Below are 13,485 nucleotides of genomic sequence, written 5' to 3'. Positions count from 1 at the left end.
AGACGCAACTGGGACCCTGGGCGGTGGCAGGCCCGGCGCTTGAATACGGCATCCGCGCGCTTGGCGACCTCGATTGGCAGGCCGCCATGCGTGGGCGGCTGGCGCAGGACGCGGCGCGGCTCGACAAGCTGTTCGCCCGGTTCGGCGCTACCGTGGCCGGCGGCACCACGTTGTTCCGCTATCTGCGCCTGCCCGAAGCCGCCGGCCTGTTTTCGGCGCTGGGTGAGCGCGGCATCCTGCTCCGGCATTTCGCCCTGCGGCCACAGGTCCTGCGCGCCGGACTGCCGGGCGATGAGGCCGAATGGCAGCGGCTCGAAGCGGCGCTTGCCGACTGGGCCTCATTGCGCGAGGATCGGACGAAGGAAACCAACCCATGATCCATGTCTGTTCGCTGTCGAAGGTCGAGGAGACTGTGGCGAGAACCGGCGCGCAGCGCCTGCTGTCGTTGCTTGCCGCTGGCACCGAAGTGATGCGCCCGGCCTCGATCGTGGCGGAAAACCACTTGCATCTGGTCATGCACGATATCGCCGTGGCCCAGGAAGGCATGACCATGCCGGGCGAGGAGCATGTCCGCGCGCTGCTCGATTTCGGTTATCGCTGGGATCGGGCAAAGCCGCTGGTCGTGCATTGCTATGCCGGCATCAGCCGCTCGACCGCCTCGGCCTATATCATTGCCGCGGCGCTGGCGCCGAAGCGCGACGAGGTCGAGCTGGCGCAGACGCTGCGCGCGCTCTCGCCCTCGGCGACCCCCAATCCGCGGCTGATCGCCGTTGCCGATGCCTTGCTTGGCCGTGATGGCCGCATGATCGCCGCGATCGACGCGATCGGGCGCGGCGCCGACGCTTTCGAGGGCATACCTTTCGAGTTGAAGATCGAAGCCTGAACCCCTTCGGATTACGACAGCCAGTCGGCGAGCTTTGCCTTGCGCACATCCCTGACCAGGCTGATGAAGCCGTCGGCCTGATGCTCGGCGGTCAGCCGGCCTTTCTCGGCCGTTGCGATCGAGGCGTCGCCGACCACGCCGTTCGGGTTGAGGTCGCTGGCGATCCAGGCGAAGGCGTGCGTGCCGGTCTGGCGCAGCAGGGCGAATTCCTTCTCGGCGGGGCCGACATTGGAAACGAAATTGTCGGCCTTGCCCATGTCGACGAGGTCGGGCCGGAAATGCAGCATCAGCGAGGTCTCGACGTCGCCGCCATGGATGCCGTGGCGGTCCTCGAGCTCGGTGTACATGCCGGCCGGACGGCCGAAACGCTGCCAGCTCGTCTTCACCGCCAGTATTTTGACCCGCACGCGCAGCTCGCGCGTGATGATGCCCATGATCTCCTCATTGCCGCCATGCGAGTTGACGACGATCAGCTTTCTCACCCCGGCCCTGGCGATGGAGAGGCCGAGTTCGGTCCAGGCATCGACCAGGGTCGTTGCCGGCAGGGTGAGGGTGCCCGGCGCATGCAGATGTTCGTTGGATTTGCCCACCGCCTGGACGGGCAGGATACGGATGTCGAGATCGGCGGGCAGGCGGGCGATGACGGTGTCCAGCATGCCGTTCATGATCGAGGTGTCGGTCGACACCGGCAGATGCGGTCCGTGCTGCTCGATCGCCGCCACCGGCAGCACGGCGATCGTCGCCTCCGGGTCGATGGAGGCGTATTCGGTCGTCCGGTAGTCGCCCCACCACACGCGTCTGTTCGCAACGGTCATGTCGTGCCTCTTCAAATCATCGCGCCAGACCTAGCGCGGCTGGCATCGCCTGTCGATCATCCGGCGGCGATCACCTCGACCTCGACCTTGAATTCCGGCCGGGCGAAACCGGAGACGATCATCAATGTCGAGGCCGGCGCCGGGCTGGCGAACAGCCGGTCGCGCACCTCCATATAGGGCCTGAGGAAGGCGCGGTCGGTGACATAGGTGTTGATGCGCACGACGTCGGCAAGGCCAAGTCCGGCCTCGCCGAGAATCGCTGCTACGTTTGCGAAGCAGAGTTCGGCCTGCGCCCCGGCATCTTCGGGAATCTGGTCGTCCGCGGTCATGGCGACCTGGCCCGAACACAGCACCAGGCGCTTGCCGGGAGGCACTTCGACGCCGTGGCTGTAGCGGGCAAAGGGCGGCTTGATCGACTTCGGCGCGAGGAATCGGAACATGGCAATCTCCTGTCTCAGCCTAATGCATGTCGCCCAAAAATGTGCAGCGGTTTTGGGATAACGACATGCATGAAGCAACAACCTAAGCGCGTCGCATTAGTGCCGTTGAGGCGCGACGGGCTTTAGGTAGGGCACGATCAAAGACGCCTTCAAGATGGCTGTGCCCATCGTCCTTGCGATTATGGACAGGCGTCCAAAAAATACGCACGATGCCTCTCGTACAGCATGACCCGTCCGCTGCTAGCAGCGACTGTCGCGCGAGCAGGCGGCCCAGGCGGTGGCATGTGTCTTGCTTCTTGAACCAATGGTGTCGAGCCCGGCGCGCAGCGCGTCGGAGCAAATTGAGGGTGATGTTCATGGTCGGAAAACGGAAGATCCTGGCGGGCGCTGTCGTCCTGCTTGCGGCGGGCACGCTGGGCGCGGCCGCCAACGAGAAAGTCACCTTCGGCACCAACTGGCTGGCCGAGCCGGAGCATGGCGGCTACTACCAGGCGGTCGCCGACGGCACCTATGCCGCGTGCGGCCTCGACGTCACCATCATGCAGGGCGGCCCGCAGGTCAGCGGCCGGCCGATGCTGCTGGCCGGCAAGATCGATTTCTATATGGGCGGCAACCTTCTGTCGGCCTTCGACGCCGTGCAGCAGGGCATTCCGATGCGCGTTGTCGCCGCCGACTTCCAGAAGGACCCGCAGGTCATCATGTCCCAGCCCGGGCAGGGGCTGGACAAGTGGGAAGACCTGAAGAACGCCGACCAGTACATCCTCGGCGACGAGGGTGCGCAGACCTTCTTCCAGTGGATGGTGACCGAGCTCGGCTTCGATGCCGCCAAGCGCGTGCCCTACACGTTCAACCCGGCGCCGTTCATCGCCAACAAGAAGTCGATCCAGCAGGGCTACGTCACCTCGGAACCGTTCGCGGTGCAGAAGGCGGGCGGCTTCGTTCCGAACCAGTTCCTGCTCGCCGACTATGGCTGGGATACCTACGCGACCACCGTCGAGGTTATGCAGGACACGATCGACAAGCGGCCGGAGGTGGTGCAGTGCTTCGTCGATGGCTCGGCCAAGGGCTGGTACAACTACCTCTACGGCGACAACAAGGCCGCCAACGACCTGATCAAGAAGGACAATCCGGATATGACGGACGAGCAGATCGCCTTCTCGATCGAGCAGCTGAAGAAGTTCGGCGTGGTCGATTCCGGCGATACCGAAAAGCTCGGCATCGGCGGCATGACGGAAGCGCGTATCCAGAGCTTCTACGACAAGATGGTCAAGGCCAAGGTGGCGCAGCCGGGCATCGACATCAAGAAGGCCTATACGCTGGCCTTCATCAACAAGGGCGTCGGGCTGGACCTGAAGAAGTAACCGTGAAGCTGGAGAAAGTGGCGCAGGCGCCGGCAACGGCATCGGGTGAAGGCCCGATGCTGTTGGCGCTGCGCAATGTCGGCAAGGTCTTTTCCAACGGCGTGACGGCGCTGAGCGACGTCGACCTGACAATCCGCGAAGGCGATTTCCTCAGCCTTCTCGGACCGTCGGGCTGCGGCAAGTCGACGGCGCTCAGGCTGATCGCCGGCCTGTCGACGCCGACCTCCGGGCTGCTCGACTGGCGCGGCGGCATCGACCGCTCGAACATCGGCTTCGTCTTCCAGGAGCCGACGCTGCTGCCCTGGGCGAATGTCTTCGACAATGTCTGGCTGCCGCTCAGGCTGAAGGGCGTGTCGCGCGCAAAAGCCGAGCCCGCGGTGATGGCGATGCTGGCGCGCGTGCATCTCAACGGCTTCGAAAATGCCGTGCCGCGCGAGCTCTCCGGCGGCATGAAGATGCGCGTCTCGATCGCGCGGGCCATGGTGACCAAACCGCGCATCCTGTTGATGGACGAGCCCTTCGCGGCGCTCGACGAGATCACACGCTTCAAGCTCAACAACGACCTTCTGGAACTGTGGCAGGACGAGCGCTTCACCGTCGTCTTCGTCACCCACAGCGTTTTCGAGAGCGTGTTCTTGTCCAGTCGCGTGGTCGTGATGGCGGCGCGGCCGGGCCGCGTTCACGGAGAGCTTGCCGTCGACGCGCCCTATCCGCGCGATGAGGCGTTCCGAACCTCGCCCGATTATGCCGCGCTCTGCCGCCAGGCGTCCGACGTGCTGGTCAACGCCATCAATTCAACCGCCGGACCGCACCATGACGGCCATTGAAGACACAGTCCTGAAGCTTGATCCCGAAGAGGCGCGCCGCGTCCGCCAGGAGCGGCTGGAACGGATCGGCAGATGGGTGCTGCCGCTGGCGATCATGGTGCTGGCGATCTGGCTGTGGGACCGCATCTGCGTCTGGAACGAGATCCCGCAATACATCCTGCCGCGCCCGGGCGTGGTGCTGCAGACGCTGCATGACGATGCCGGTCTGTTGTTTTCCTCGCTGCTGGTGACGCTCAGGATCACCTTCCTCAGCCTGCTCCTTGCGGTCATCGGCGGCGTCGGGCTGGCGGTGCTGTTCGCGCAGTCGAAATGGGTGGAGATGTCGTTCTTCCCCTTCGCCATCGTGCTGCAGGTGACGCCGATCGTCGCCATCTTCCCGCTGATCAACATCTACATCAACAACCAGACGACCAAGCTGCTGCTCTGCGCCTGGATCGTCGCCTTCTTCCCGATCCTCTCCAACACCACGCTTGGGCTGAACTCCGTCGACCGCAACCTGCGCGATTTGTTCAAGCTCAACGGCGCGACCCGCTGGCAGCAATTGCGCTATCTGCGCCTGCCGGCGGCGATGCCCTATTTTCTTGGCGGGCTGAAGATCGCCGGCGGCCTGTCGCTGATCGGCGCGGTGGTGGCGGAGTTTGTCGCCGGCGCGCAGGGGCAGTCGTCGGGGCTCGCCTCGCGTATCATCGAGGCCGGCTATCGGCTCAACGCGCCGCGCCTGTTCGCGGCGCTGATCCTGATCTCGCTCACCGGCATCCTGATTTTCCTGGTGCTGTCGCTGGTGTCGCATCTGATCCTGCGCCGCTGGCACGAGAGCGCGCTGAAGCAGGAGCGGTAAGATGGTGTCTGTCCGCGTAATCCGAGGAGTTGCGGCTTGATACCGGCCTCTGGTTCTTACCATCTCGCGAATGTCCGCGTTCACCAGTCGCTGACGCCTGGCTTTGCCGCGGCTTTCGACAGCGACGGCTTCGCGCTCGCCGACATCGCCGTGGCCGACGGCAAGATCGCCAGCATCGTCGCGCGCGGTCGCTCGAAAACGCCGGCCGATGCCATCGATCTTGCCGGCCGCATCGTGCTGCCGTGCTTCGTCGACTGCCACACCCATATCGACAAGGGCCATATATGGCCGCGCAAGCCAAATCCCGACGGCACTTTCATGGGCGCGCTCAATGCCACGGGCGCCGACCGCGCCGCGCGCTGGAGCGCGGAGGATGTGGCGCGGCGCATGGATTTCTCGCTGCGCTCCGCCTACGCGCACGGCACCAGGGCCTTGCGCACGCATCTCGACAGTGTCGCGCCGCAGGAGGAAATCTCCTGGCCGGTGTTCGAGACGATGCGCGAAAAGTGGCGCGGTCGGATCGAGCTGCAGGCGGCCTGCCTGCTGGGCATCGAGAGCGTGCGCGACAAGGCCTGGTTCGAGCGGTTGGCGAAACGTGTCGCCGCCGCCAAGGGCGTGCTCGGTGTCGTCACCTATATGGTGCCGGACCTGGAAGAACTTCTCGACCAGGTCTTCGCCCAGGCGATCAAGCACGGGCTCGACCTCGATTTCCACGCCGACGAGACCGACGATGTCGCGGCGATATCGCTGAAGAAGATTGCCGAGGCCTCGCTGTGGAATGGTTTTGACGGCAACATCCTGGTCGGCCATTGCTGCTCGCTCTCGCGCCAGCCCGACCTTGAAGTGCTGGACACGCTGGACAAGGTGGCGAAGGCAGGGCTCGCCGTGGTGTCGCTGCCGATGTGCAACCTCTATCTGCAGGACCGGCGCAGCAACAACACCACGCCGCGCTGGCGGGGCGTGACGCTGCTGCATGAGATGAAGGCGAGGGGCATTGCGGTCGCCGTCGCGTCGGACAACACACGCGATCCGTTCTACGCCTATGGTGATCTCGACATGCTCGAAGTCTACCGCATGGCGACGCGCATCCTGCATTTCGACCACCCGGTCGGCGACTGGCCGCAAGCGGTCGCGGCGACGCCGGCCAAGGTGATGCGGCTGGAGGGCTTTGGTACACTCAGCGCCGGCGGCAGCGCGGACTTCATCGTCTTCAAGGGGCGGAGCTGGACCGAAATGCTGTCGCGGCCAGAATCGGATCGCATCGTCGTGCGCGAGGGCAGGGCGATCGAACGGAAACTGCCCGACTATGCCGAACTCGACGAATTGATGGTGTGACGATGGATATCGCAGCGCTGAAGCGTGACCTCGAAGGGCTCAAGATCGACGACCATCCGGCGATCGTCCAGCAGAAGAGCCGCGACTTCTACTGGTACAGCCCGGTGCTCAAAGCACAGCTCGACCATGTCACCGGCGACCTGATCGTCACGCCGAAGAGCGAGGACGAGGTGATCCGCGTGCTCGCGGCATGCCATCGGCGCGGCGTCCCGGTGACGCCGCGCGGCAGCGGCACCGGCAACTACGGGCAGGCGATGCCGCTGTCCGGCGGCGTGGTGCTGAACCTCGCCGAAATGAACCAGGTCAAGGCGATCGCACCGGGGCGGGTGGTCACCGGACCGGGCGCGGTGCTGGCCGAGATCGACAAGGCGACGCGCGCGCATTCGGCGCAGGAGCTGCGCATGTCGCCCTCGACCTACAACACGGCGTCGATCGGCGGCTTCGTCGCTGGCGGTTCGGGCGGCGTCGGCTCGATCCGCTGGGGCGGCTTGCGCGACCTCGGCAATGTCATCCGGCTCCGGACCGTGACGATGGAGGCGGAACCGCGCGTCATGGAACTGACCGGCGAGGAGGTGCTCAAGGTCATGCACGCCTACGGCACCAACGGCATCATCACCGAGGTCGAGATGCCGCTGACGGCGTCCTATGACTGGATCGATGTCATCGTCGGCTTCGACGATTTCATGGACGCGGCCGGCTTCGGCAACGACCTCGCCATCCAGGACGGCATATTGGCGAAGCTGATCACGCCGATCGCCGCACCGATCCCCTACGACTATTTCAAGCGGCACCAAAAATTCTTCCGACGCGAGCAGAGCATCGTGGTGTGCATGATCGCGCCGCATGCGATCGAAGCCTTTGTCGCCTTCGTGAAGAGCGGCAAGGGCGAGATCGTCTTCCGGGCCGACCAGGAGGCCGATCTCAAGGGGCTGCCGCCGGCCTACGAATTGACCTGGAACCACACGACGCTGCGGGCGATCCGCGTCGATCCGACGATCACCTATCTGCAAGCACGCTATCCGTCGCCGGATCATCTCGCCCACGTCAAGGCGATGGTCGACCGCTTCGGCGACGAGGTGCCGGCGCATCTGGAATTCATCCGTTTCGACGGCGCGATCGGCGCCGCCGGCCTGCCGTTGGTGCGCTACACCACGCAAGAGCGGCTGGACGAGATCATCCGCATCCACGAGGATAATGGCTGCTGGATCTTCAACCCGCACCGCTACACGCTGGAAGAGGGCGGCATGAAGCGGACCGACGATGTCCAACTCGCCTTCAAGCGCGAGACCGACCCGCAAGGCCTGCTCAACCCCGGCAAGATGATCGCCTGGGAGAACCCGGACTATGACTACCGCTCCGGCAAGTCGTTCCTGTTCAAGGGGCTGCAAAAGGTGGGGTGAGACGATGACGGGCGTTTGGCGCTGCACCCCCCTCTGGCCTGCCGGCCCTCTCCCCCTCAAGGGGGGAGATCATTCGCTCCGCCGCTTTCGCCAATCTCCAACGTTGCAAGGACAGGCGTGGCGGAAAAGGGTGCCTGGCGCTGAGCTAGGGAAACTCCTCCCGTGAACGTCCTCGTCCTCTACGCTCATCCGGTGGAAACCAGCTTCAATGCCGGCCTGCACCGGACGATCGTCGAGCGGCTGAGCGCGGCAGGTCACACGATCGACGACTGCGACCTTTATGCCGAGGATTTCGATCCCCGGCTGACGCGGGCCGAACGGCTCGGCTACCACGACCAGCGCGGACCGGATGACGCCGTGGCCGGCTATGTCGAAAGGCTGCGGAAAGCCGAAGCGCTGGTGCTGTCGTTCCCGGTGTGGAACTACGGCTATCCGGCGATCCTGAAGGGTTTCTTCGACCGCGTCTTCCTGCCTGGCGTGTCGTTCAGGCTGGTCGACGGCAAGGTGCAGCCGACGCTGCACAACATAAGCAAGCTCGCCGCTGTCACCACCTATGGCGGCAGCCGGTTCCGGGCCCTGCTGATGGGTGACCCGCCGCGCAAGGTGGTCAAGCGCATGCTGCGCGCCACCATCAAGCCGGGCGCCTCCGTCTCCTATCTCGCGCACTACTCGATGAACCTCTCCACCGACGCGTCGCGGGCGGCCTTCACTTCGAAGGTGGCCGCGAGCATGGATCAATTCTGATGCGCGTGCTGGTGGTCTATTGCCATCCGGTGCCCGAGAGCTTTTGCGCATCGATCCGGGACGGTGCCGTCGAGGTGCTGACGCGACGCGGTTGGGAGGTCCGGCTGCTCGACCTCTATGCCGAGAATTTCAATCCGGTGATGAGCTGCGAGGAGCGGCGTTTCTACAACGAGCGCGCGCCGCAGGATCCGGCGCTGAAACCGCATTTCGAGCATCTCATTTGGGCCGAGGCGATCCTGTTCGTCTATCCGACCTGGTGGTACGGCCTGCCGGCGATGCTGAAGGGCTGGCTCGACCGGGTCTGGGCGACCGATGTCGCGTTCAAGCTGCCGGCCGGCAAGGGGCGGATCACGTCGCTGATGCGGCATGTGACCAAGGTCGGCGTCATCACCACCTGCGGCGCGCCGACCTGGTGGAGCGTCGTCGTCGGCCAGCCCGGCCGCAAGACCATCCTGCGCGGCATGCGGGCGCTGTGCGCCACGCGCTGCCGGACCTTCTTCCTGGCGCATTATCTGATGGACGCCTCGACTCCCCGCAGCAGGGCGGCGTTCCTGGCGAAGGTAAGGGTGAAGCTGGAGCGGTTTTGAGATTGGCCTTCTTCGCCCCGTTTACGGGGAGAAGATGCCGGCAGGCGGATGAGGGGCGGCGCTTCACTGGCAGAAACTTGGCGCTGCCCCTCATCCGCCCTTCGGGCACCTTCTCCCCGTAAACGGGGAGAAGGAAGAGATCACATCTTCACCCGCTCCGCCTTGGGGTCATACATCGGCTTCAGCGATGCCTCCGCCGCGAAGCGCTCGCCGGCGATCTCCACCTCGTAGGACGAGCCAAGAACATCCGCCTCGCTCTCGCCCTTGCAAGGCACGTAGCCCAGCCCGATCGCGCCGCCGAGATGGTGGCCGTAATTGCCGGAGGTGATCGGGCCGACGATCTTGCCGTCGCGCAGGATCGCCTCGTTGTGGAAGAGCAGGGGTTGCGGGTCCTTGAGGCGGAACTGCAGCAGCCGGCGGTCCAGCCCGGCTTCCCTCTTCCGCAGCACGGCATCACGGCCGATGAAGTCGCCCTTGGCCGTCTTGACGGCGAAACCGAGGCCAGCTTCCAGCACATTGTCCTCGTCGGTGATGTCGTGGCCGAAATGGCGGAAGGCCTTCTCGATGCGGCAGGAATCCAGCGTGTGCAGGCCGCAAAGCTTGAGGGCGCCCTCCGCGCCGGCGTCAGTGAGCGCCTCGAAGATGTGGGCCGCCTGCTCGGTCGAGACATAAAGCTCCCAGCCGAGCTCGCCGACATAGGTGACGCGGTGGGCGCGGGCCAGCCCCATGCCGATCTCGATCTCCTGGAAGGTTCCGAACGGATTGGCCTCATTGGAGAAGTCGTTGGGGCTCACCTTCTGGATCAGTTTTCGCGACTCGGGACCCATCATGCAGATGACCGCTTCGGCGGCGGTGACGTCGGTGATAACGACGAATTCGTCGGCGACATGCCGCCTTAGCCAGGCGAGGTCGCGCTGCAGCGTAGCGCCGGGCACGACGAGGAAATAGGCTGTCTCCGACAGGCGCGACACGGTGAGGTCGCTCTCGATGCCGCCCTTGGCGTTGAGCATCTGCGTGTAGACGATCTTGCCCGGCGCGACGTCCATGTCGTTGGCGCAGAGCCTTTGCAGGAAGGCACAGGCGTCGCGGCCCTCGACGCGGATCTTGCCGAACGAGGTCATGTCGAACAGGCCGACGCCGTTCCTGACCGCCAGATGCTCTTCGCGCTGGTTGTCGAACCAGTTCTGCCGCTTCCAGGAATAGCGGTACGCGCGCTCCTGGCCGTCGCGGGCGAACCAGTTGGCACGCTCCCAGCCGGCGACCTCGCCAAAGACGGCGCCGCGCGCCTTCAGATGCTCATGCAACGGCGAGCGGCGGATGCCGCGCGACGTCGCCATCTGGCGGTAGGGGAAATGGTCGGCGTAGAGCAGGCCGAGGGTTTCGGAGACGCGCTCCTTGAGATAGCGGCGGTTCTTCTGGAAGGGCTGGGCGCGGCGGATGTCGACCTCCCAGAGGTCGAAGGGCGCCTCGCCATCGTTGATCCACTGCGCCAAAGCCATGCCGGCGCCGCCGGAGGAGACGATGCCGATCGAATTGTAGCCGGTTGCCATCCAGTAGCCGGAGAGTTCCGGCGCCTCGCCGAGATAGTAGCGGTCGTCGGGTGTAAAACTCTCGGGGCCGTTGAAGAAGGTGTGGATGCCGGCGGTGCCCAGCATCGGCATGCGGTTGACGCCCATTTCGAGGATCGGCTCGAAATGATCCATGTCCTCGGGCAGCTGGTCGAAGCAGAAATCCTCGCGAATGCCGTCCATGCCCCAGGGTTTGGCCACCGGCTCGAAGGCGCCGAGCATCATCTTGCCGGCATCTTCCTTGTAGTAGGCGCACTCGTCCGGCACGCGCAGCACGGGCAAGCGGGTCAGCCCCGGGATCGGCTCAGTCACGAGATAGAAGTGCTCGCAGGCGTGCAGCGGGATGGTGACGCCGTTCTGGCGGCCGAGTTCGCGCGCCCACATCCCGGCGCAGTTGACGACGATGTCGGTCTCGATCGTGCCCTGTTCGTCGCCCTGTGCCCACGACACGCCGGAGACGCGGCCTCCCTTGGTGTGGACCTTGGTCACCTTGACGTTCTCGATGACTGTCGCGCCGCGCTGGCGCGCGCCCTTGGCCAACGCCATGGCGATGTTGGCGGGGTCGCACTGGCCGTCGAGCGGCAGGTGCACCGCGCCGACGACATCGGACACGTTGAGATGCGGATACATCTGCTTGACTTCGCTGGGCGAAATCTCGCGGACATCGACATCGAAGGCGCGGGCCAGCGAGGCCTGCCGGTAGATCTCGTGCTTGCGCTCTTCGGTCAGCGCCACGGTGATCGAGCCGACCTGGCGCATGCCGGTGCCGACATCGGTCTCGGCTTCGAGCTTGACGTAGAGGTCGGCCGAATATTTCGCCAGCCGGGTCATGTTCTGCGAGGCGCGCAACTGGCCGATCAGGCCGGCGGCATGCCAGGTCGTGCCGCAGGTGAGCTGCTTGCGTTCGAGCAGCACGATGTCGGTCCAGCCGAGCTTGGCCAGATGATAGGCGACCGAGCAGCCGGAGACGCCGCCGCCGATGATGACGGCGCGGGCCTTGCTGGGAATGCTCTTGGTCATGCGGCCTCGCGGCGGTAAGCGGAAGCGAAGCGGCGCAGGCGAAGCGCTGCTTCCTTGAGGATGGGCTCCGGCTGGCAGAGGCTGATGCGGATATGTCCGGCGGCGGCCTCGCCGAAACTCGAGCCCGGCATGACGCCGACCTTTTCCTTGTCGAGCAGCGCCCAGGCGAATTTCTCGTCGTCGCGTTCGACGGCCGAGATATCGAGCATCACATACATGCCGCCTTCGGAGCCGCGCACGGTGACATCGTTCATGCCGCGGATCGCTTCGAGGAACAGCGTGCGCCGCCCCGCGTAACGCTCGGCGATCTCCTTGACGCCGTAGTGGTTTTCAAGCGCCTCGGCGCAGGCGATCGAGATGAAGGCCGGCAGGCCGTAGGTTGTCACCAAATTGAGGTTGATGAGCAGCGTGATCATCTCGCTTGGGCCGGTCAGCCAGCCCATGCGCCAGCCGGTCATGCCGTGGCTCTTCGACATCGAATTGATGACCAGCGTGCGCTCGGCCATGCCGGGCAGCGAGCGCGGCGAGATGTGCTCGCCGCCGCCGAGCGTCCAGTAGACCTCGTCGGAGAGCAGCCAGAGGTCATGCTCGCGGCAAACTTGCGCCAGTTCCTCCAGCCGCTCGCGCGAATACACGGCGCCGGTCGGGTTGTTCGGTGTGTTGATGAGGATGGCGCGGGTGTTGGGTTTGAGCGCCTCGCGGATCATGTCGGCCCGCGGCTGGAAGCCGTTCTCGGCCGGGGTTTCGACCACGGTGAATTCGGCGCCCGCCGCACTGAACGTGTTGGGGTAGGTGGCGTAGTAGGGCGCGACGACGATGGCATGGTCACCGGGATCGAGCACGGCCTGCACGGCGGCGTAGAGAGCCGCCTGTCCGCCCTGCGTGGCAATGACCTGGTCGGGTTCCGTCAGGACGCCGGTGCAAGCGGTCGAAGCCGCCGCCATCGCCTTGCGCAGTCGCGGCAGGCCGGGCAGCGGCGTGTAGTGGTGGTTGCTGGCGCGAACGGCGCTGACGCAGGCTTCGATCGTCTGCGAGGGCGTGTCGAAATCATGGTCGCCGACCGACAGCATGATGATGTCCTCGCCGGCCTGCTTGCGGGTCCAGGCGGCGAAATGCACCTCCCAGCCGTCCTTGCCCGAAGGCACGATGCCGGCGATGCGCGATGAGGGTCTGGGCATCATTGAACTCCCGAAATCCGGTGGCCGGCCTCGTCGAGCCGGTCGCGCAGAGCGGCGATGGGGGTGGGGCCGACCTCGCGACAACCGCCGACGATGAGGGCGCCGGCCTCGACCCAGCCGATGGCCTGGTCGGCATAGGCCCGCGGGTCGAGGTCGTGGCGGGCATGCAGCACGTCGACCGTGCCGCCATGCTTCAGCGCCTCGATCGAGGTGAAGCCGTTGGCGTAGGCGCCGACCGGTCCGCCGAGGGCGATCAGATCGGGCAATGCCGCGCTGACGGCTTCCGGCCGACAGCAATTGACCAGCCTGGCAACGACCGGGAGGTCGCCGAGCGCTCTCGACGCCGCGGCGATCGTCTCGCCGCTGCGCAGGCGCGGCGTGCCGTGGTCGGCGAGCGTCCACGACACCCAGACCGGCTTGCCGCTTTCCGCCGCTGCCGTGACGGCGGCGCGCGCCTCGTCGGCGGAGGCCATCGGCTCGCACAGGAAG

13 protein-coding genes and 1 pseudogene are annotated in these 13,485 nt (G+C 65.4%); 9 read left to right on the top strand and 5 right to left on the bottom strand.

Translation table 11 applies throughout. From position 1 onward, the window contains the following. A pseudogene (locus EN738_RS18545) lies at positions 1-377 on the top strand (threonine-phosphate decarboxylase); the annotation flags it as partial. Continuing rightward, positions 374-883 carry a tyrosine phosphatase family protein gene (locus tag EN738_RS18540; protein WP_127284958.1) on the top strand — a complete coding sequence of 170 codons (510 nt, stop codon included), beginning with the start codon at positions 374-376 and terminating at the stop codon, positions 881-883. The pseudogene EN738_RS18545 and the gene EN738_RS18540, both read left to right, overlap by 4 nt. An 11-nt stretch (positions 884-894) precedes the next feature. Here the strand turns inward: EN738_RS18540 and EN738_RS18535 are convergent, their stop codons facing one another. After that, on the bottom strand, positions 895-1,698 hold the full coding sequence (locus tag EN738_RS18535; protein WP_127284957.1) for a creatininase family protein: 804 nt from the start codon (positions 1,696-1,698) through the stop codon (positions 895-897). 56 nt (positions 1,699-1,754) lie between these two features. Next, on the bottom strand, positions 1,755-2,138 hold the full coding sequence (locus EN738_RS18530; RefSeq protein WP_127284956.1) for a RidA family protein: 384 nt from the start codon (positions 2,136-2,138) through the stop codon (positions 1,755-1,757). Between the two features lie 356 nt (positions 2,139-2,494). Here EN738_RS18530 and EN738_RS18525 point away from each other — a divergent pair, with 356 nt between their 5' ends. The 7 genes from EN738_RS18525 (at position 2,495) to EN738_RS18495 (ending at position 9,230) form a co-directional block, all read left to right on the top strand. Further along, entirely contained in the window at positions 2,495-3,499 is a 1,005-nt protein-coding gene (locus EN738_RS18525) for an ABC transporter substrate-binding protein (protein ID WP_127284955.1), read from the top strand. Between the two features lie 2 nt (positions 3,500-3,501). Continuing rightward, positions 3,502-4,326, top strand: a complete 825-nt coding sequence (locus tag EN738_RS18520) for an ABC transporter ATP-binding protein (RefSeq protein WP_127284954.1) — start codon at positions 3,502-3,504, stop codon at positions 4,324-4,326. Further along, positions 4,313-5,164: an ABC transporter permease gene (locus tag EN738_RS18515; protein WP_127284953.1), complete on the top strand. Its 852-nt coding sequence runs from the start codon at positions 4,313-4,315 to the stop codon at positions 5,162-5,164. The genes EN738_RS18520 and EN738_RS18515 overlap by 14 nt, the downstream gene beginning before the upstream one ends. 36 nt (positions 5,165-5,200) lie before the next feature. Next, complete coding sequence (locus EN738_RS18510) at positions 5,201-6,499, top strand: cytosine deaminase (protein WP_127284952.1); 1,299 nt, start codon at positions 5,201-5,203, stop codon at positions 6,497-6,499. Between the two features lie 2 nt (positions 6,500-6,501). Then, positions 6,502-7,899, top strand: a complete 1,398-nt coding sequence (locus EN738_RS18505) for an FAD-binding oxidoreductase (RefSeq protein ID WP_127284951.1) — start codon at positions 6,502-6,504, stop codon at positions 7,897-7,899. Positions 7,900-8,061: 162 nt separating this feature from the next. Continuing rightward, positions 8,062-8,643: an NAD(P)H-dependent oxidoreductase gene (locus EN738_RS18500; RefSeq protein ID WP_127284950.1), complete on the top strand. Its 582-nt coding sequence runs from the start codon at positions 8,062-8,064 to the stop codon at positions 8,641-8,643. Beyond that, on the top strand, positions 8,643-9,230 hold the full coding sequence (locus tag EN738_RS18495) for an NAD(P)H-dependent oxidoreductase (RefSeq protein WP_127284949.1): 588 nt from the start codon (positions 8,643-8,645) through the stop codon (positions 9,228-9,230). Before EN738_RS18500 ends, EN738_RS18495 begins: the two co-directional genes overlap by 1 nt. 140 nt (positions 9,231-9,370) lie before the next feature. Here the strand turns inward: EN738_RS18495 and EN738_RS18490 are convergent, their stop codons facing one another. The 3 genes from EN738_RS18490 to EN738_RS18480 all read right to left on the bottom strand — a co-directional run. Further along, the gene (locus tag EN738_RS18490; RefSeq protein ID WP_127284948.1) at positions 9,371-11,818 is read right to left on the bottom strand and encodes an FAD-dependent oxidoreductase; all 2,448 of its coding nucleotides are present in this window, start codon (positions 11,816-11,818) and stop codon (positions 9,371-9,373) included. Further along, a complete protein-coding gene (locus tag EN738_RS18485) occupies positions 11,815-12,996 on the bottom strand; it encodes a pyridoxal phosphate-dependent aminotransferase (protein WP_127284947.1) in 1,182 nt (393 codons plus the stop codon). Before EN738_RS18485 ends, EN738_RS18490 begins: the two co-directional genes overlap by 4 nt. Then, on the bottom strand, positions 12,996-13,485 hold a 490-nt coding region (locus tag EN738_RS18480), incomplete at its 5' end, for a homocysteine S-methyltransferase family protein (protein WP_189605887.1). The genes EN738_RS18480 and EN738_RS18485, both read right to left, overlap by 1 nt.

Source organism: Mesorhizobium sp. M4B.F.Ca.ET.017.02.2.1, from assembly GCF_003998955.1.
GTDB classification, from domain to species: Bacteria; Pseudomonadota; Alphaproteobacteria; order Rhizobiales; family Rhizobiaceae; genus Mesorhizobium; species Mesorhizobium abyssinicae.
The sequence above is the reverse complement of the archived record's forward strand: the minus strand, read 5'-3'. Positions and strand labels throughout refer to the sequence as shown.